Source organism: Paenibacillus gallinarum (assembly GCF_014836635.1).
Taxonomy (GTDB): Bacteria; Bacillota; Bacilli; order Paenibacillales; family Paenibacillaceae; genus Paenibacillus; species Paenibacillus gallinarum.
The window spans coordinates 108827-128479 of record NZ_JACSQL010000001.1; the positions used below are offsets into that span (position 1 = coordinate 108827).

The 19653-nt window shown below is 43.9% G+C and carries 19 protein-coding genes and 5 tRNA genes; 19 read left to right on the forward strand and 5 right to left on the reverse strand.

Annotation, left to right across the window (positions count from 1 at the left end):
* The first annotated feature begins 61 nt into the window (after positions 1-61).
* The 5 genes from alr to H9647_RS00500 all read left to right on the forward strand — a co-directional run bounded on the left by alr (position 62) and on the right by H9647_RS00500 (position 7327).
* Entirely contained in the window at positions 62-1243 is a 1182-nt protein-coding gene (gene alr / locus H9647_RS00480) for an alanine racemase (RefSeq protein WP_191797189.1), read from the forward strand.
* Positions 1244-1462: 219 nt separating this feature from the next.
* Positions 1463-1744 (forward strand): CopG family ribbon-helix-helix protein, encoded by a 282-nt coding sequence (locus tag H9647_RS00485; protein WP_191797191.1) that lies wholly within the window; start codon positions 1463-1465, stop codon positions 1742-1744.
* Positions 1745-1747: 3 nt separating this feature from the next.
* Positions 1748-2098, forward strand: coding sequence for a type II toxin-antitoxin system PemK/MazF family toxin (locus tag H9647_RS00490; protein ID WP_160032284.1), 351 nt, complete (start codon positions 1748-1750; stop codon positions 2096-2098).
* Positions 2099-2332: 234 nt separating this feature from the next.
* A complete protein-coding gene (locus H9647_RS00495) occupies positions 2333-4522 on the forward strand; it encodes an alpha-galactosidase (RefSeq protein ID WP_191797193.1) in 2190 nt (729 codons plus the stop codon).
* 591 nt (positions 4523-5113) lie between these two features.
* Positions 5114-7327: a Tex family protein gene (locus H9647_RS00500; RefSeq protein ID WP_191797195.1), complete on the forward strand. Its 2214-nt coding sequence runs from the start codon at positions 5114-5116 to the stop codon at positions 7325-7327.
* A gap of 68 nt (positions 7328-7395) precedes the next feature.
* Here H9647_RS00500 and cmpA read toward each other — a convergent pair whose 3' ends face one another.
* A complete protein-coding gene (cmpA, locus tag H9647_RS00505; RefSeq protein ID WP_191797197.1) occupies positions 7396-7539 on the reverse strand; it encodes a cortex morphogenetic protein CmpA in 144 nt (47 codons plus the stop codon).
* Positions 7540-7665: 126 nt separating this feature from the next.
* Positions 7666-8034 (reverse strand): hydrolase/acyltransferase, encoded by a 369-nt coding sequence (locus tag H9647_RS00510; RefSeq protein ID WP_191797199.1) that lies wholly within the window; start codon positions 8032-8034, stop codon positions 7666-7668.
* Between the two features lie 114 nt (positions 8035-8148).
* Between H9647_RS00510 and H9647_RS00515 the strand changes: the two genes are divergently transcribed.
* The 5 genes from H9647_RS00515 to H9647_RS00535 all read left to right on the forward strand — a co-directional run bounded on the left by H9647_RS00515 (position 8149) and on the right by H9647_RS00535 (position 10359).
* Positions 8149-8619 (forward strand): SprT family protein, encoded by a 471-nt coding sequence (locus H9647_RS00515; protein WP_191797201.1) that lies wholly within the window; start codon positions 8149-8151, stop codon positions 8617-8619.
* Between the two features lie 27 nt (positions 8620-8646).
* On the forward strand, positions 8647-9390 hold the full coding sequence (locus tag H9647_RS00520; protein WP_225228975.1) for an ABC transporter ATP-binding protein: 744 nt from the start codon (positions 8647-8649) through the stop codon (positions 9388-9390).
* Positions 9391-10140: an ABC transporter permease gene (locus H9647_RS00525; RefSeq protein WP_191797205.1), complete on the forward strand. Its 750-nt coding sequence runs from the start codon at positions 9391-9393 to the stop codon at positions 10138-10140.
* Positions 10141-10187: 47 nt separating this feature from the next.
* Positions 10188-10263: transfer RNA gene (locus tag H9647_RS00530), tRNA-Asn, on the forward strand.
* Positions 10264-10270: 7 nt separating this feature from the next.
* Positions 10271-10359, forward strand: a tRNA-Ser gene (locus tag H9647_RS00535).
* A gap of 225 nt (positions 10360-10584) precedes the next feature.
* On the opposite strand, the gene H9647_RS00540 is transcribed toward H9647_RS00535, so the two are convergent.
* The gene (locus tag H9647_RS00540) at positions 10585-11457 is read right to left on the reverse strand and encodes a Cof-type HAD-IIB family hydrolase (protein ID WP_191798586.1); all 873 of its coding nucleotides are present in this window, start codon (positions 11455-11457) and stop codon (positions 10585-10587) included.
* Positions 11457-12239, reverse strand: coding sequence for a DeoR/GlpR family DNA-binding transcription regulator (locus tag H9647_RS00545; protein ID WP_191797207.1), 783 nt, complete (start codon positions 12237-12239; stop codon positions 11457-11459). The genes H9647_RS00540 and H9647_RS00545 overlap by 1 nt, the downstream gene beginning before the upstream one ends.
* 228 nt (positions 12240-12467) lie before the next feature.
* Here H9647_RS00545 and H9647_RS00550 point away from each other — a divergent pair.
* The 3 genes from H9647_RS00550 to H9647_RS00560 all read left to right on the forward strand — a co-directional run bounded on the left by H9647_RS00550 (position 12468) and on the right by H9647_RS00560 (position 12785).
* Positions 12468-12539 (forward strand) — tRNA-Glu (locus H9647_RS00550).
* Between the two features lie 72 nt (positions 12540-12611).
* Positions 12612-12687, forward strand: a tRNA-Lys gene (locus H9647_RS00555).
* A gap of 15 nt (positions 12688-12702) precedes the next feature.
* Positions 12703-12785, forward strand: a tRNA-Leu gene (locus H9647_RS00560).
* Between the two features lie 187 nt (positions 12786-12972).
* Here H9647_RS00560 and H9647_RS00565 read toward each other — a convergent pair.
* Positions 12973-13815 carry a DegV family protein gene (locus H9647_RS00565; protein ID WP_191797209.1) on the reverse strand — a complete coding sequence of 281 codons (843 nt, stop codon included), beginning with the start codon at positions 13813-13815 and terminating at the stop codon, positions 12973-12975.
* A gap of 228 nt (positions 13816-14043) precedes the next feature.
* Here H9647_RS00565 and H9647_RS00570 point away from each other — a divergent pair, with 228 nt between their 5' ends.
* From H9647_RS00570 to urtE, 6 genes are all read left to right on the forward strand, one after another.
* Positions 14044-14436: a helix-turn-helix domain-containing protein gene (locus H9647_RS00570; protein ID WP_191797211.1), complete on the forward strand. Its 393-nt coding sequence runs from the start codon at positions 14044-14046 to the stop codon at positions 14434-14436.
* A gap of 427 nt (positions 14437-14863) precedes the next feature.
* On the forward strand, positions 14864-16126 hold the full coding sequence (urtA, locus tag H9647_RS00575; protein ID WP_404822561.1) for an urea ABC transporter substrate-binding protein: 1263 nt from the start codon (positions 14864-14866) through the stop codon (positions 16124-16126).
* Between the two features lie 44 nt (positions 16127-16170).
* Complete coding sequence (gene urtB / locus H9647_RS00580; protein ID WP_191797212.1) at positions 16171-17076, forward strand: urea ABC transporter permease subunit UrtB; 906 nt, start codon at positions 16171-16173, stop codon at positions 17074-17076.
* Positions 17077-17090: 14 nt separating this feature from the next.
* Positions 17091-18191, forward strand: a complete 1101-nt coding sequence (gene urtC / locus H9647_RS00585; RefSeq protein ID WP_191797214.1) for an urea ABC transporter permease subunit UrtC — start codon at positions 17091-17093, stop codon at positions 18189-18191.
* Positions 18145-18963: an urea ABC transporter ATP-binding protein UrtD gene (gene urtD / locus H9647_RS00590; RefSeq protein WP_191797216.1), complete on the forward strand. Its 819-nt coding sequence runs from the start codon at positions 18145-18147 to the stop codon at positions 18961-18963. The genes urtC and urtD overlap by 47 nt, the downstream gene beginning before the upstream one ends.
* Complete coding sequence (urtE, locus tag H9647_RS00595) at positions 18941-19636, forward strand: urea ABC transporter ATP-binding subunit UrtE (protein WP_191797218.1); 696 nt, start codon at positions 18941-18943, stop codon at positions 19634-19636. The genes urtD and urtE overlap by 23 nt, the downstream gene beginning before the upstream one ends.
* Positions 19637-19653: the final 17 nt, after the last annotated feature.

The window sequence follows — 19653 nt, forward strand, 5'->3', positions numbered from 1 at the left end:
TCTCTCGCATACCATTAGTTTATTGTTAGGTAGGAATTAAAATCAGGGAAGGTGACTGAGGGTGGAAGGACAGTATCGCCCGACCCAAGCTGAAATTAACTTGGATCATTTAAGACATAATGTGAATGTATTTCGCAAGAGTTTGCCAGAAGATGTGTTATTCAGTGCTTGTGTTAAGGCGAATGCTTACGGTCATGGTGCTGTAGAGATGTCGAAGGAACTTGAAAGGATAGGAGTTGACTATCTCAACGTTGCTTTTCTTGACGAAGCCCTAGAACTGCGTAAAGCAGGGATAAACACACCGATACTTATACTGGGATATACACCACCGGAAGGGATAGAGACTGCATATCGTCATGATATTACGGTAACGGTATTTAGTGAGGAAGTTATCACAAGTATCGAAAAACTTGATCCTTCCGAAGATATACGCAAGCTGAAAGTGCATCTCAAGATTGACAGTGGGATGGGGCGTCTTGGAGTGATTACGGTAGAAGACGCAAAGCAGGCAGCAAGTCGCCTGTCATGTCTTCCTTATGTAGAACTCGAAGGGGCATATACCCATTTTGCCAAAGCGGATGAAGAAAACAAAGACTATACACTGATGCAATATCAACGGTTCATGGATGTGATTAGCGCGCTGCGGGAATCAGGTTGCAAGCTCCCGATCATACATACGGGTAATAGCGCTGCTGCTATTGATACTCCCTCTCTTTCGCTGAATATGGTGCGGGTAGGAATTAGCCTGTACGGACTATATCCATCAGATGAGGTAGATAAGCAGAGCGTGCATTTACTCCCAGTGCTGTCACTAAAAACAAAGATTGTTTATGTAAAAAATGTTCCTGAACATTGGGGCATTAGTTACGGAACCAAGTATTATTCTTCAGAAGAAGAAAGGATTGGAACCCTTCCGATCGGTTATGCAGATGGTTACTCACGTATGCTAACCGGTAAAGCAGAAGTTTTAATACGCGGCCACCGCGTCCCGGTCGTTGGTACCATTTGTATGGATCAGTGTATGGTGTCTTTGCAAACGTTAACGTATAAAGAAGATATTAAAGCTGGTGAAGAGGTTGTTCTCATCGGTCAGCAAATGGGCAGTACAATTACTGCCGACGAGCTGGCATCGAAGATTGATACGATTAACTATGAAGTTCTGTGCATGATTGCGAATCGTGTCCCGCGAGTTTATATCCGGGATGGAAAGGTCATCGCTCACGTTAACGCGCTGTTATCCTAAGTTTCGTGAAATTTCTGTGAAGGAAAGAGGATTTCGTCTAAAACCCGCGAATTGTGTAGATATCTTAAAATGGATGATGTACGTATCAGTTCATTCCGTTTATAATGAGTAATGCATACTTGATATACGCGGGGCATATATATCCTCTTGTATAAATTTCCTGAAATAACGTTATACTGGTTTACAGTGGCGTAGGTTTTGTGTGGGGGTGGAAGAGACTTGACCAATGTACAGAACACCAAACGGATTATGATCAGTTTACCCGATCATCTTTTGCAGGAAGTTGATGGTATCGTAGCAATGGAAAATTCGAACCGCAGTGAATTTATTAGGCAGGCTATGAAGCTGTACCTGATGGAGCGCAAGAAGCGTTACATTAGAGAAACCATGCAGCGCGGCTACATGGAAATGGCCAAAATTAATTTGACCATGGCTTCCGAAGCCTTTCACGCGGAGGATGATGCAGACAGCATTCTGGGCCGCTTAGTGAGCGGGGTGTAAACATTGATCGTAAAACGCGGAGACGTATTTTTTGCGGATCTTTCACCCGTTGTTGGTTCCGAGCAAGGGGGAGTCAGACCGGTGCTTGTGATCCAGAATGATATCGGCAATCGGTTTAGCCCAACCTGCATCGTAGCTGCCATTACGGCACAGATTCAGAAGGCGAAATTGCCGACCCACGTAGAAATTGATGCCGAAGCGCATGGTTTTGACCGAGATTCTGTCGTTCTGCTTGAGCAGATTCGGACCATTGATAAGCAGCGTCTTACAGATAAGATTACGCATCTGGATGACGAGACGATGAAGCTTGTTAATGAATCGTTACAGATCAGCCTAGGTTTAATTGATTTCTAGTGAGCATAAGGAGCGAACAGTATTGCAGTACTGTTCGCTCTTTTTGTTATGTTTAGATATCTCTTTTGTGTAAAATTAACGTTTTAGTATTTATTTTAGATGAAGATGGAATCAGAAGACGAAGATAGTACATTGCATTTAAAATCAACCGATTCTATACTGTGAAGAGGATCAGCAATTTTCACATTTCATTTTTGAAAGCGCTATTAAATAGACATGGGAGTGAATCACAACATGGCGATTTTTTATAACGAAGATAAACGGATTTTCCACCTGCAAACCAAGAGTGCTAGTTATGTATTTCAGGCATTGCCTACAGGTCATTTGACTCAAATATATTATGGTAAAAGATTACGCGATAACGATTTCGCATGGATTCATGTACGTGAGGAGCGATGTTCGTTCAGCCCGAATCCCGTCCCAGAAGATCGGACGATTTCTTTTGATACTTTGCCTCAGGAGTATCCGGTATATGGGACGAGCGATTTCCGCTCTCCGGCTTTTCAGCTACGTCAGCCGAACGGTTCAACGGTAACTGAGTTTTTGTACAAAAATCACCGAATTATAAACGGTAAACCTGCATTATCGGGACTGCCAGCGACTTATACGGAGCAGGATACCGAAGCGGATACCCTCATTGTGGAACTTGAAGATTCCGTAGCAGGAATCCAATTAGAACTGACTTATACCGCATTTCATGAGTACGATGCGATTACACGTTCCGCACGAATTATAAATATAGGGGATGCTACAAACGAAATTGTACGCGCTTTAAGTGCAAGTATTGATTTCCCTCATGCGAACTACGAGTGGCTGCAGCTTTCAGGAGCTTGGATTAGAGAACGGAATATTGTCCGCAAACCGCTTACCTTTGGCAATCAAAGTGTAGAAAGTCGCAGAGGTTCCAGCAGTCATCAGCAGAATCCGTTTGCGGCTCTATTAAGTCCGAATGCAACAGAAGATACTGGTGAAGTCTATGGATTCAGTCTTGTTTACAGCGGTAATTTCGTAGCACAGGCAGAAGTGGATCAGTTCCAAACCACACGTTTGTCCCTTGGCATTAATCCGTTTGAATTTGGCTGGATTCTTGAGCCAGGCGAGGCTTTCCAGACACCGGAAGTGGTTATGGTTTACTCTGACGAAGGTCTTGGCAAAATGTCTCAAACGTATCACAAATTATACCGTGAGCGTCTGGCAAGAGGGCAACACCGCGATCAGGAACGCCCGATTCTCGTTAATAACTGGGAAGCGACTTATTTTAACTTTACAGCGGACAAGATTGAGAACATTGCTCGCGCCGGGCAAGAACTTGGTATTGAATTGTTCGTTCTTGATGATGGTTGGTTTGGACATCGGGATAGTGATAATTCTTCATTAGGCGATTGGTTTGTTGATAAAAACAAGCTGCCTGAAGGATTGGACAACCTGGTGGGGCGTGTAACAGAGACGGGTATGCAGTTTGGCCTGTGGTTTGAACCAGAGATGGTATCACCAGATAGTGAGCTTTACCGTAATCATCCGGATTGGTGCTTGCATATCCCAAATCGCCGCCGTACAGAAGGCAGAGAGCAGCTCGTTCTCGATATGTCCCGTAAAGATGTGCAAGACGAAATCGTTCGTATGGTATCGGATATTTTGGCAAGTGCTCCGATCACGTACGTAAAATGGGATATGAATCGAAACATGACAGAAGTTGGTTCCGCTTTGTTGCCACCAGAAAAACAGAAAGAAACAGCTCACCGCTATATACTCGGTTTGTATGATGTGATGGAGCGGATTACTTCGAAGTTCCCGCACATTTTGTTTGAAAGCTGTTCCGGTGGCGGAGGCAGATTTGACCCAGGAATGCTGTACTACATGCCGCAAACATGGACAAGCGATAATACCGATGCCGTATCACGTATGAAGATTCAATACGGTACAAGTCTTGTTTATCCGATTAGCTCCATGGGTTCTCATATCTCAGCTGTCCCTAATCATCAGGTTGGCCGGAGTACCTCTCTGGAAACCCGTGGTCATGTGGCGATGTCCGGTAATTTTGGATACGAACTGGATCTGACGTTATTCGATGAGAATGATAAGAAAACGGTGCAGGAACAGGTTGCCTTGTACAAAGAGATTCGTAAGACCGTACAATTTGGGGTATTCCATCGCCTATTGAACCCATTTGAAGGAAACGAAGCGGCATGGATGTTTGTCTCACCAGATGGTGAAGATGTGGTCGTATTCTACTTCCGTGTACTGTCCGAACCGAATGCTCCGCTGCAGCGTCTGAAGCTGAAAGGACTTGATCCTGAACGTGACTATGCAGCTGTAGACGGAGAAGGTGTATACAGCGGGGATGCCCTGATGTATGCCGGTATTTCCGTAGGAAATAAAGTGGGAGATTATCATAGCGAGATGTACCGTTTCAGACGCGTATAGTTCGTTTTCGTAATCGTTTAACAGGAAAGACTGCAAAAGCTGCCTTAGGGTACGCTGCTGCAGTCTTTTTTTGCCGTAAATACAGTAATTTGGCGCTCCAAAAGTGGAAATTGAGCCGAAGTTCTGTGATAATAAGATACATCCCGCCTGAGGTGGTGACATAGGGACCCGGAGATGCTGGATGAGACAGACAGATTTCGTGTACGATATACTTTTCCGGGGCGTATTCTAAAATAAATAGAAATCGAAGTGCAGGTATTATACCAGCAACTTCGAACTAACCTAAAAAATATGTGCTTTAATTAAAAAAAAGAAATTGGACGTCTCTTATTCTTTTGCATGATTTTGTAAATGCAGTGTTACGGTGCTGGCGGTAGCGGAGTAACAAATGAATTCCGAGAAGCGAAGCGTCCGCCTTTGTGATTGGAGTTATACCACAGATTAATATGATTAAAAAAACTCCAATTACAACAGCGGTCATGGAATCATTTGTGTACGTAGCGGCTATTTTCGTTAGCGAAGTTTGTCATTGCAGAGTTCATCTTGCAACGGAATCAGAGCGGGTAATCCATAGAAGAAAGAGGGATTTTTTTGTCAGAGCTATCCGCAGTTGAAGTGAACGATGAGAAACTGAAGAAAGAACAGGAAGAGCGTATTGTTAATCAGGTCGCTAAAGAACTTTCGCTCTCACTTAAACAGGTAAGAACAACCGTGTCCTTGTTGAACGAAGGGAATACCATTCCTTTTATAGCTAGGTACCGTAAAGAAATGACAGGCGAGCTGGACGAGAATGAGCTGCGTCTGATTGAAGAAAGAACGATCTACCTTCGTAATCTAGAAGATCGCAAAGTGGAAGTTATCCGGATTATTGAAGAGCAGGGCAAACTGACGGAAGAACTAGCTAAATCAATCAAACAAGCGGTCAAACTTCAAGAAGTAGAAGATTTGTACCGTCCTTATCGTCAAAAACGTAAAACCCGTGCGAGTGTAGCGAAAGAAAAAGGGCTTGAGCCATTGTCCGAGTGGATCTGGAATCAGCCGAAACAAGGAAATGTAATGGAAGAAGCTGCTCGTTATGTGAATGAAGAGCTTGGAGTAGATAGTGCAGATACGGCGCTGCAAGGAGCGAAGGATATTCTAGCTGAGAATATCGCAGATGATGCATCCATTCGTTCATGGGTAAGAAGATATACACTGGATCACGGTATGCTGACTTCGGAAGCGAAGGATATCGATGTGGAATCCGTATATGAGAATTACTATGACTACCGTGAACTCGCTAAAAAAATGCCGCCGCATCGAATTCTTGCAATTAACCGCGGAGAACGTGAAGGCATACTGAAAGTTGGACTCGATGTTAATGCAGAACCGGTTCATAACTATATTGGCCGTCAGATACTGAAACCATCGTCGGTCGTTAGTGACATCCTTGAAAATGTAATTATGGATGCATATAAGCGTCTAATCGCTCCTTCCATTGAAAGAGAAGTTCGTACAGAGCTAACGGAAAAAGGCGAAGCACAGGCCATCTCCATCTTCTCAGGTAATCTGCGCAGCTTGCTTCTGCAGCCGCCGATTCCGAATAAACGTGTACTTGGTGTCGATCCTGCTTACCGGACTGGCTGTAAGCTTGCGGTTGTAGACGAAACAGGAAAACTGCTTGAAGTAGCTGTAACGTATCCGACACCGCCGAATAATAAGAAGCAGGAAGCATTAGCTAAGTTTAAAGAGCTGATCAGCAAATATGATATCGAATTGATTGTCATTGGAAACGGGACAGCTTCCCGTGAAACCGAGCAATTTGTAGCGGAAGTCATGCAAGAGATCGGAGATCCAGATCTTGCTTATCTGATCGTGAATGAGGCAGGGGCGAGTGTATACTCCGCTTCCAAAATTGCACAGGAAGAATTCCCTGATCTAGACGTAGCGGAGCGCAGTGCTGCTTCCATTGCCCGCCGGGTTCAAGATCCACTGGCTGAACTTGTGAAGATTGATCCAAAAGCCATTGGTGTAGGTCAATACCAACATGATGTATCTCAAAAACATCTGGAGGAAAGCCTGAAAGCCGTAGTAGAATCTGCCGTTAACCATGTTGGCGTCGATGTGAATACAGCTTCTCCTTCGTTGTTGTCTTATGTAGCAGGAGTAAACTCCACAATTGCTAAAAATATTGTGAAATACCGTGAAGAGCATGGTAGGTTTTCTTCTCGTAAAGAATTGCAAAAAGTACCGCGTTTAGGTGCGAAGACGTTTGAACAATGTGCTGGGTTTATGCGTATTTCGGAAGGTGATAACCCGCTGGATAAGACAGCAATTCACCCGGAATCTTATTCTGTAGTTGACCGGGTCTTTGCAGAACTCAAAGTGGACCTGGATAAACTGGGAACGGAAGAACTGACACGGATCTTGGAAGAACAAAGCGCACAAGAACTTGCTGACAGAGTAGAAGTCGGTCTGCCGACACTGCGCGATATTCTTGAGAACTTACAGCGTCCGGGTCGTGACCCGCGTGAAGAGTTGCCGCTTCCTATTTTCCGTACCGATGTACTGAAGATTGAAGATCTGGAACCGGGAATGGAACTGCAAGGTACCGTTCGTAATGTAATTGACTTCGGTGCTTTTGTAGACATTGGTGTGAAAAGTGATGGACTAGTTCATATCTCGCAGCTTAGCAACGGTTTTGTAAAGCATCCAATGGATGTGGTATCTGTAGGAGATAATGTAACGGTATGGGTACTTAGCGTAGATTTGAAAAAGGGCCGCGTCGCTCTTACGATGAAGGACCCAAATCAAAACAATCAGTAAAAATTCGTAAGGACAGCAAAAGCCGATGATGAGAATGTTCTATTTTTGATTCACCGGCTGGCAGCTGTTTAAAGATCAGGTTCATTAGCCATACCATGATGAGCGCCTGGGCGATTACGATAGAAGAACCAGCATTCGTTCAGCAGCCGAATCTGCCTTCGATCTTTCTTATGGAAAGCACGCATGAGTTGGTTACTAAGCCATTGGGGCACTGGGAAATCCCTCCTCCATAGGTTCATTTCTGTACGTTAGCATATGGGGAGAGAGCCCGAATTGTGCCAGTTCACATGAAAATAACCGTTCTACAAGGGATGTAGAACGGTTATTTGTGTCGTTTTTTATAGTGGATGAGTTAGCGTAAGTTCTTCTTCTTCGTACCATTGTTCAAGCTGTGCCTGAAGGGCACGAATCTCGGTTAACAGGGCGATCAGTGGATAGTGTTCTTCTTTTATAGCTGCAAAGGATTTCTCTAGATCGTTAATATAGGCAAGACCTTGTGTAATCGCATAGCGTTCTTCCAGCAGGTCCAGCTGATCACATTCAGCAATGGCTCTAGGAAGTGTAGGAACAATATCGGCGGTCAGCTTATCGATCTCTTTATTCAGCCTAAGATTAAGTGCGCTGAGCTGATAAGCATAATCGGAAGGCATTTCCACAAATTCTAACTGATCGGCGTGTTGCAGAATAACGTATCGCATTTTAGACATACGTGCATTTCTCCCCTTTAGTTCGGTCAGTGGTTCCTTGACAGTGTATCCCAAGGTATACTTACAATCAAGTAGAAACAACGAAAGAAAGAGAGCTGAGCATATATGAATTCCATGACGAACGAAGAACTTCAGACATGGATTGAGCGCATCTCACTTGAAAGTTTTGGCGTTCCATTTCAGCATGAAGCCACGTTTAACAGCAGGCTAACCACGACAGGCGGCAGATACATGCTCCGCAGTCATCGAATAGAGATTAACCCGCATCAGCTTAAGGCTTATGGCAAAGAAGAAGTCGAGAAGATTATTAAGCATGAACTATGCCATTATCATCTACATATACGAGGGAGGGGCTACCGCCATCGCGACCCTGAATTTAAACAGCTTTTAGCAAAAGTAGGGGGAAGTCGTTTTTGTCAGTCCTTGCCAGATGGAAAAGGCCGGAGAACCCTGCCCTATAAATATAAGCTTGTCTGCCAGAAGTGCGGGCAAACGTATCAGCGTAAGCGCAAGGTAGATGTTAAAAAGTATCGGTGCGGCAGATGCGGCGGTCCGCTTGTCATGTCGGAGATAGTCACTCCCTAAGTTTCATAGATGAAGGAGAGTATTCCATTGCAACCTATTTTACGTGTAGAAAACTTGAGGAAAAAGTACGTAGGTCTAGATCGACCTTGGTTATTTGAGCAGGTGACAACAGATGTTTACCCAAATGATCGAATTGCACTGATTGGTGTATCTGGTCAAGGGAAGAGCACTTTGCTCCGCATTTTATCGAGATTGGACAAGCATGACGATGGTGTCTTGGAGTACAGCGGCGTTTCATATGAACAAGTGGACCCGAGAGAGTGGAGGACTCATATTGGTTATGTAGCGCAGCAGGCTGTGATGATCGAAGAAACAGTAGATGATAACCTTCGGCTGTATAGCTCCCTGCATCAGAAAACATATAATGAGGAACTGGCTCATCTTTTGCTAGAGAAGGTGGGTCTGTCTACCCTAGATCTTACTCAAAATGCAAAAAGTTTGTCTGGTGGGGAGAAACAGCGTATTGCGCTTGTGCGATCTTTACTGATGCAGCCTGAGGTTCTCCTTCTTGATGAGATTACGGCTTCGCTGGATCAAGGAAGCAAGAAAAGGGTAGAAGAGCTTCTTCATGATTGGGCGGATACTCACCAAACTGCGATGATCTGGGTTACTCACGATCTGGAGCAAGCTAGACAGGTTTCAAATCGGGTATGGTTTATGGCCCAAGGAACATTGCTTCATGACCAAGGTTCTACTGAATTTTTTAAATATCCGGCAGATGATGAGGTTGCCCGGTTTCTGAATGCAGCGGGGGAAGGCAGGAACATATAAATGTCGATTGTAGCACTTAGTTTTACTCTAATCTTTGTCATGATTACAATGCTTGCTTCGGTATGGCAAAAGGTCGGTCTAGAAAAAGAAATTGCCATCGGAACCATTCGCTCTGCTATACAGCTTTTGCTTGTCGGATATGTTTTGCAATATATTTTTAACACTAAAAATCCTTTGCTCCTGCTGCTCATCATTTCAATCATGATCCTCGTGGCATCTTATAATGCATCGAAACGAGCGAAGGGGATAACCGGGATTGTCTGGCGGATCTTTGTATCGATTGCACTCACGGAGCTGCTGATGATGGCACTCGTACTTGGTCTAGGTATTGTTGAGGTGTCTCCGCGTTACATTATTCCCATCAGCGGGATGACCATTGGGAATGCGATGGTGGTAGCTGGGTTATTCTTAAACCGAATGAAGGAAGAAGTACAATCATCAAGACCAGAGATCGAAACTTTGCTCGCGCTGGGGGCAACAGCCAAGCAGGCAGTACATTCTCAATTGAAAAAAGCGGTAAAATCAAGCATGATTCCTACCATAGATAGTATGAAGACGGTAGGGATTGTTCAGCTTCCCGGTATGATGACCGGGATGATTATAGCTGGTGCAGACCCAGTAGAAGCGGTAAAGTATCAAATACTTATTGTGTTTGCTTTTACAAGTTCTGCGGCAATTACGGCGATTACGTTGTCACTACTGAGCTATAAATCGTGGTTTACAGCTGATTTAAGAGTCAAGGAAATTTGAAGCTTGACTCTTCTTTAAAGTTTTGATAAATTATATGTAGTTAATGTTCCCTGATAGCTCAGTTGGTAGAGCACTCGACTGTTAATCGAGTTGTCACAGGTTCGAGCCCTGTTCGGGGAGCCATTCTTTTGGAGAGATACCCAAGTGGCTATAAGGGGACCCTCTGCTAAGGGGTTAGACTGCGTAAGCGGTGCGAGGGTTCGAATCCCTCTCTCTCCGTTCGAAGAAAACATGGAAAGCCCGAGAGGGCTTTTTTTGTTGTCTAAATTCTAGAGCTGAATGTTTGTATGCTATAATTGAAGGTCTATATTCTAGAATGTATAATTTCGTATTGTTATAAGAATGAGACGATACGAATGTAACTTTATAAAAATTATAAAAAGACGTGATTTATAAAAAGAGCACATGGAATTCGGAATTCCATGTGCTCTTTTTTCATTATATTTACCGATTGTTCACCGGTAGGTTTTTTAATTTTTGTTCAATGGCGTAGGCAACGCCATGTTCTGTATTTTTTAAAGTAACTTCTTTAGCAATTTCCTTGATCTTCGGATTCGCATTACCCATAGCTACAGAATGATGGACCATGGACAACATCGACACATCGTTAAAGCTGTCCCCGATCGCCATTGTATCTTCCATGGATACTCCAAGACGGGATGCCAGTTTACTTAGCGCATTTCCTTTGGATGCTTCGGGATGTTCTACCTCAAAGTTATGATCTGCCGAAATGACCATGGCTACATTCTCGTCGTTTCGGAACTGAGCTCGGCCTTTCTCCAGTTTCTCGGAGTCAAATGAAAGAGAAAGGATATTGTAAATTTCGGCACTCTCCGGGATGTTACGGTAACTCGGAATACGGACGATTCCCGTTTGTTCATATTGTTTCTCTGCGAGCCTTAGCAAACGATCCATACTCTCCTCCGGGTTCGCACTAAGAGCCCGGTCAATTTCTATAGACATGAGTTGATGTCCCTGATTGGGAGAATAGATTGCTTGATCGGTGAGTACTTCATAATAAAATTCGTTCGCTTCCAGCCATTCGAGTATGCTAAACGCGATATTTCGATCCATAGGAATAGATTCGATTTTATTCTCATTTTCATCGTGGGTGGTAGCTCCATTAGCCGCAATAACGGGTGTAACAAGTCCAGCCTTTTTACAGATGGCTCTTACATCAGCATGGGCCCTTCCTGTAGCGATGACTACATGGACCCCATTATTTTGGGCCAAACGGATCGCTTCTGCATTTTCGGAACTAATCTGACTTTCGGTATTCAGCAGTGTTCCATCTAAATCAATCGCAATAAGTTTAATCATGATAATTCCTCCTGTTCTTCACTAGAATCCGGCACTAAAACTTCCACTTGATGTTGTTCAAAGAAATCCATCATGGCTGCGCTCGGAAGTTGATCTGTGATAATGACATCAACTAGGGACCAGTCTGCAAATCGGTAAAAATAATTTCGACCAAATTTAGAATGATCCGCAAGAACGATGACCATTTCGGCTTGCTCCATCATCTTGCGTTTTACTTTTCCTTCTTCATCATCTGCACTGAGTCCGTCTGTAGTAATTCCGCCGACTCCAATAAATGCTTTCTCAACATAATAATTAGATAGAGCTTCGATCACAGAAGAACCATAAACATAGCGGTGTTCCTTATGAAGAATGCCGCCCAGAAGTCGGATATGGACCGAGTCCTTTTCGGATAGCAAATCAGCTGAGTTGATGGAGTTCGTAATCACGGTGCAATGATCGGCATGTAAAAATTCAGCACAGGCTTGAACCGTGGTAGAAGAGTCAAGAATGATACGGTCACCTTTGCGAACCAGAGCGGCAGCAAGTTTCCCGATCTTTTTCTTTTCTTCTGATACAATGACTAGTCGATCTTTATAATTTTTGAATTCCTGAATCGGGGAGGGGAGAAGCGCGCCTCCGCGAGTACGGACAATAAGGTCTTGTTCTTCGAGCTTAATGAGATCACGTCTCGCTGTATCTCTAGATACATCGAACTGATGACAAATCTCTTCAATAGAAATTCGCCCCGCGTTAGCAAGGTGATCCATAATAAGTTGCATTCGTTCTTCCTGATACAATTGGAAACCTCCTAACAATGTGCATCAATATAAGTCATTTTAATGTTTTGTAAGTCAAATTGCAATATTTAAAACAAAATACCTTAATATAATAGGATTGAGCGCCATTTTTATAAGGAAACATAAGTTTTTATTTTTTTAATAAAAAATTTTAAAAAAGGGGTTGTCATGGCTATTTATATTATGTTATACTCTATCTTGTCGCTGAAGAGCACAGAATGTTAATAAGGCCCGTTGGTCAAGGGGTTAAGACACCTCCCTTTCACGGAGGTAACAGGGGTTCGAATCCCCTACGGGTCACTTTTTCTCTTAATGATTTATGAAGAAACCAATCCGTGTTATGGCAAATAACATCATGGAACTTCTCATCAAGAGCCATTAGCTCAGTTGGTAGAGCACCTGACTTTTAATCAGGGTGTCGAAGGTTCGAGCCCTTCATGGCTCACCAGTTATAATCTTATATGCGGTCGTGGTGGAATGGCAGACACGCTACCTTGAGGGGGTAGTGGGTGTATACCCGTGGAGGTTCGAGTCCTCTCGACCGCATCATATCGAAGAAGAGCCTTATGCTTTTAGCATAAGGCTCTTTTTTATATCTTCTCATTGATTTTCATAGTAAGAGGGATCATTTGGCATTAAAAAAGGACTGTTTCCGGAACCGAATGAAGTATACGGGTCAAGAAAAGTCCTATGAGATTAGAAAGGATAATATTAAATTATATTGAAATGAAATTTACTCAAAATAATACATAAACCCAATTGCACCGACACCGGTATGTGTACTGATGATAGGTGAGGTATAACTGATCTCTACATCTTCATAACCAGTAAGCTCATGAATTAAATCTTTCAGCTGAGAAGCGAGTTTATGGTTTTCGGCATGAGCAATTCCGACTTTGTGGATTGTTTTTCCTTTAACATCTTCGGCAAACTGCTTGGCCAAATGTCTTGCGATCTGAGCTTGGCTTCTAAGATTTACGACGGGAGTATACTCTCCGTCAATAAGACAAGCAACAGGCTTGATATGCAGGAGGGAGCCGATCAGTGCTTTTCCTTTACCGATTCGTCCGCCTTTTACCAAGTTATCAAGTGTATCTACCGCGACAAACAGTTTCGTATTCTTTTTGACCTCTTCTATTTTACTTATGATTTCTTCCACTGTTTTGCCTTGCTCTGCCATTGTGGCAGCTTCAATTACTTGATAAGCGAGTGCTTTAGAAGTGAATTCGGAATCGATGACAGTTACTTTAGCATCTGACATGTCGGCAGCCATTTGCGCTGAACGTACAGTGCCGCTCATGCCTCCGGTCATATGAATGGATATGATCTCGTATCCTTCTTCATGAAACCGGTTATATCTTTCTAAAAATTCGCCGGCAGCCGGCTGAGAACTCTTAGGCAGTTCATCGCTTTGGATCATTTTTTGAATGAATTCTTCAGGTGTAATATCTATTTGGTCAAGATAGGTCTCGCCTTTAATAGTAAAAGAAAGAGGCACCACTTCAATACCGTGTCTTTGAGTGACGGAACGGTCAAGATCCAGTGTAGAGTCCGTCACAATTTTAATTTTACTCATTTGTTCACTCCTTCATAAATAGAGGCCATCATATCAAGAATAACGTATTTTTATCGTAATCACCAGTGACAGATATAACTATATAGAGCATCCACAGTAAGTACAAATATCGGACGGAGTACGTGTATGTTGTGTGTTATAATATGGAATTAAAACCTGAGTTATATGACTTGCTAGTCTACGGATTGCTGGACTTTAATATTATGACTTCATGGAAGGCGGTCTTATATGCAATCGATTTACGAAAGAATTGAGCATTTGATTATGAACAAAGGCATGACTAAAAAAGCATTCTGTGAGGAATTAAAAATAAGTACGGGGAATTTAGGGGACTGGAAACGAGGAAAATCAACTCCGAGCACAACGAAACTAATTGAGATTTCTACTTTTTTTCAAGTGAGTTTGGATTGGATCATGCTTGGCAAGCTTGATGAAGAGATTAGAGAGCTGAAAGCTGTCTATCGTATGAAAAATCCTGATTCGAATGTAAACGTAGGGGGGTTAACTACGGAAGAACAGGCTTTCATTAGAGAGTATATTGAATTCACGCAATATCGCAAAAGAAAACAAGCGGAACTTTACGTCGGCAAAGCTCCTGAGAAGGATAACCGGATTACATAAGAACATTAAAAAAATAGTTATTACATAATAGACCATGATCTTAGAGATCGTGGTCTGGTTTGCTTTCCATACGTACTCAAAAGCGGGAGGTATTCCTTTAAAGTCAGTCAGTGATTTCGTTTACGGAACTGAAGAGGAGGGGGAGTGATTTATCCTTTTCTTCTTCTGTCCAGCGCACATGAACTCAACCTTTCAGCAGTGTATTCTAGTTTTCGTGTAAATTATACTCACATAGGATTTGATATATTGTCAATTTAGTTCTTTATTTTTGTTGTTATGCACCATATAACTAGGCATAGAATAAAAATGTGTAAGGTATATTGACACAAAAGATTTCGCCCCTCTATAATGTGAGATACCAAACATTAATGGAAAAACAAGGAATAATTGTTCGGGTTAAACTAACTGATTAAAGGGGATGGGGTTCATGTTGATGCGAAGGTTCGGTAAATGGTTTCCTATGTTGTTAACAGGTGTGATTATGTTGTCCGGCTGTGTATCCGGGGGAGAGGGTCCCGCTGCACAACCGTCTGCTACGGAGGGTAGCGGTACGGTAAGTACTTCAGATGGCGACACAATTAAGGTAGGGATCTTGCACTCTCTCAGCGGAACGATGTCTATTAGTGAAGTATCAGTTAAAGATGCGGAAATGCTTGCTATTGAAGAAATCAATGCGGCGGGCGGGGTGCTTGGAAAACAAATTGAACCCGTTATGGAAGATGGTGCTTCGGATTGGCCAACTTTTGCAGAAAAAGCAGGGAAACTGCTGCAGCAAGATCAAGTGGCTGCGGTGTTTGGCGGATGGACATCGGCAAGCCGGAAAGCGATGTTGCCTGTTTTTGAACAGAATAATGGACTGTTATTCTATCCCGTACAGTATGAAGGACTTGAATCCTCCCCGAACATTTTTTATACCGGAGCTACAACCAATCAGCAGATTGTTCCTTCCGTAAGCTGGCTGCTTGAGAATCGTGGCAAGAAATTCTTCCTGCTGGGTTCGGATTACGTCTTCCCTAAAACAGCGAACAAAGTCATTCAGGCACAGCTTGAGGCAGAAGGGGGCGAAGTGGTCGGAGAAGAATATACTCCCCTTGGTCATACGGATTACAGCACGATTATCAACAAAATCAAAGCCGCAAAACCAGATGTTGTTTATAACACGCTGAATGGAGATAGCAACGTTGCCTTCTTCAAACAACTAAAAGACGCAGGGATCACATCCCAAGATCTAACGACCTTGTCTGTCAGTGTAGCGGAAGAAGAAATACGCGGTATTGGAGCGGATGTGCTCGCAGGTCATTTAGCAGCTTGGAACTATTATCAAACAACGGACACACCGGAGAATACAAAATTTACGGCTGCTTATAAAGCGAAATACGGAGCTGACCGGGTGACTGCTGATCCTATTGAGGCCGGATATACTGCCGTTTATTTATGGAAAGCAGCAGTAGAAAAAGCAGGGTCTGTTGATGTGGCTAAAGTGAAAGAGGCAGCTAAAGGTATTGAGTTTAATGCGCCAAGCGGCAAAGTGACCATTGATGGAGAGAATCAGCATATTTACAAAACGGTACGTATAGGTGAAGTCCAGTCCAATGGACAGTTCAAAGAACTCTGGAACTCGGGTGAGCCTGTGAAGCCTGATCCGTATCTGGAAACCTATGAATGGGGAAAATCACTTGGCGCTAAATAACTTGTTTCTACTATAGATAGATCGGAAGGGAGGCGGCATAATCGATGGATATGTTTTTGCTGCAAGCTTTTAACGGCTTGAGTGTAAGTTCCATTCTGCTTCTGATAGCACTCGGCCTCGCCGTAACCTTTGGACTGATGAATATTATCAATATGGCGCATGGCGAGATGATCATGATCGGTGCTTATGCCACTTATGTAACGCAAAATTTATTTATCTCCTATATGCCCTCAACTTGGTTTAGCACGTACTATCTTGTCGCGCTTCCCGCTGCGTTTCTCCTTGCCGCGGGGATCGGCTGGCTGCTTGAAGTGCTTCTGATCCGCCATTTATACGGAAGACCCTTGGATAGTTTGCTTGCGACCTGGGGAGTAGGAATGATTCTGCAACAACTGGCAAGGACGATTTTTGGTGCCCCGAATGTCGGGGTGACCAGTCCTTCCTGGCTTAATGGAGGGGTAATGGTTACGGAAGGCATCACACTTCCTTATACACGTTTGTTCATTATTTTGCTGGTCGCTGTCGTGCTCTTCTGCATGTACAATTATATTTATAAAACAGCAGCAGGACGCCGGATGCGTGCTGTTATGCAGAATCGAAATATGGCAGGCTGCCTTGGAATCTCTACTCGGCGCGTTGATGGGCTTACCTTTGCCATTGGTTCCGGTATTGCGGGAGTGGCAGGATGCGCGCTTACTTTGCTAGGTCCCATTGGACCATCGATTGGGACCTATTACATCGTAGATGCATTCATGGTTGTTGTTCTAGGCGGGGTAGGGAAACTGATTGGTACCGTGACAGGGGCGCTTGGAATAGGAGTCTTCAATACCTTGTTTGAGACGTACACAAGCGCATCAATTGGTAAAGTGTTGGTATTTGCATGCATCGTTGCTTTCCTTCAATGGAAACCGAGAGGGCTCGTGGCACTTCGTTCACGGAGTTTAGACTAGAGGGGGGACTTAGGATGCCATTTATAAATAGACTGGGAACACGGGGGCAGCGAATTGCCTGGGGAGTAGTGCTGATTCTGATGAGTCTGGCGCCGCTCGTATCCACGGAATTTAGGTTAAGCTTGCTTGCGAAATTTCTTGCTTTGGCGATCCTTGCCATTGGCCTTGATCTGATCTGGGGTTACGGAGGAGTGCTGAGTTTAGGGCACGGAGTATTTTTTGGGCTTGGTGCTTATGCCATGGCGATGTATCTGAAGTTACAAGCCAGCGGGTCGGCACTGCCTGATTTCATGGTATGGAATAGTGTGACGGAACTTCCGTGGTTTTGGGCAATTTTTCGATCTTTCCCTGCTGCGTTTCTACTTGGAATCTTATTGCCCGGATTACTTGCTTTCTTGCTTGGATTGTTCACTTTTCGAAATCGAATTACCGGTGTATATTTCACCATATTAACGCAGGCGCTAGTCATGATCATGGTAACCCTTTTTGTAGGGAAGCAGGAATGGACAGGAGGAACCAATGGGTTAACGGGATATCATCACATTTTTGGGATGGAGCTTCATCGTCCATCAACGACCATTATACTCTATTATGTAACGCTTCTGATTCTAGTCTTGACTTATGTGCTCTGCAAACGAGTTATGCGTAGCAGGTTCGGTCAAGTGCTCGAAGCCGCCAGAGATGGCGAGAATAGAGTGCGATTTCTCGGATATGATCCTGCGTGGTACAAAACAATGGCGTTTACCTTGTCCGGTGCGCTTGCAGGACTCGCAGGGATGCTGTTTGTCCTTCAGGTTGGCATTATCTCTCCTTCGATGATGGGGATTGTTCCCTCCATTGAAATGGTGTTATGGGTTGCGCTTGGGGGCCGGGGAACACTGGTTGGAGCTATGATCGGGGCTGTAGTGCTGAACGCTGCAAAAACAGGAATTAGCGAAGCGTATCCAGAAGGATGGCTTTTCGTTATGGGTGGTCTATTCGTAGCTATCGTATTATTCATGCCTAAAGGTCTTGTTGGTGTATATCACAGTGTAACTGGCATGTGGATCCGAAAAGGAGGTGCGCCAGATGGTCAGTCCGTCCGTAAACGTAAGCATAAACAAGCAACTTCCTAACGAAAAGATCGTGCTCACGGTTCAAGATATCACGGTTTCTTTCTCTGGATTTGTAGCGGTGCGTAATATGAATTTATCCTTAATACAGCGAGAACTTCATTTCTTAATCGGTCCAAATGGAGCAGGAAAAACAACAATGCTTGATGTGATCTGCGGAAAAACAAAACCTGTATCAGGTCAAGTTCTTCTTCCGGATGGAACAGATCTTATTTCTAAGAAAGAACATCAGGTAGCAAGACTCGGTATTGGCCGTAAGTTTCAAGCTCCTTCTGTATTTGGGGGGCTGACTGTACGTGAGAATTTAGAGATCGCACAGAATCCTAATAAAAATGTATTTTCTACGCTTCGTAAACGGCGAGGGGGTTGCCTTACAAATGAGATGAAAGAGGTGGTGGAACAGATTGGTCTAGGACATCGCTTGAATCTAAGGGCGGGCTCTTTATCCCATGGAGAAAAACAGTGGCTTGAGATTGGAATGCTTTTGCTTCAAAAGCCTGAGGTGCTGCTGCTTGATGAACCTGTTGCAGGAATGACTGATGAAGAGACGAATAAGACGGGGGTTCTGTTAACGGAAATTGCAAAAGAGCGATCTGTAGTTGTGGTGGAACATGATATGGAATTTGTTAGACAGTATGCGCAGAAGGTCACCGTCATGCATGAAGGAACACTGCTCACCGAAGGAACGATGCAGGAGGTTCAGCAGAATCCAGTGGTTGCCGAAGTATATTTGGGCAAAAGGAGGAAGAATGATGCTGTTACTGAAGGGGATTGAGTCCGGATATGGGGAAAGTATGGTGCTTCGTCAGGTGCATCTCGATATAAAGCCAGGCCAGGTTGTGTGTTTAATGGGTCGCAACGGGGTGGGGAAATCAACACTGCTGCGAACGTTGATGGGTATTCTGAAGGTGCGAAAAGGCAGTATTCATTGGGATGGGAAAGAAGTGACAAAGTGGGATTCGGCCAAACGTGCTAGGGTCGGAATCGGCTATGTCCCTCAAGGAAGGGATGTTTTTCCGCAGATGAGCGTCAGAGAAAATCTACTACTTGGGCTTGAAACGGCTCCTAAAGGAACAAAGGGGATTCCAGAAGATGTACTCGAAATGTTCCCTGTGCTGCAGACGATGATGAATAGACAGGGCGGTGATCTAAGCGGTGGTCAACAACAGCAGCTTGCCTTCGCCAGAGCGCTTGCTCCAAGGCCGCGTTTGTTGCTGCTGGATGAACCGACAGAAGGGATTCAGCCGTCCATTGTAGATGACATCCGTGATGTTATCATTCAGATTAAGAATCAGGGGAATACGGCGATTTTACTTGTGGAACAGAGTGAAGAATTCGTTCGAAGCGTGGCGGACTATATCTATGTGATGGATAAAGGTGCTATAGCAATGCATGGGAAACCGGAAGAACTCGATCTTGCGAGCTTCGAACACTATCTGACGGTTTAATGAAGAAGTGTTACTAA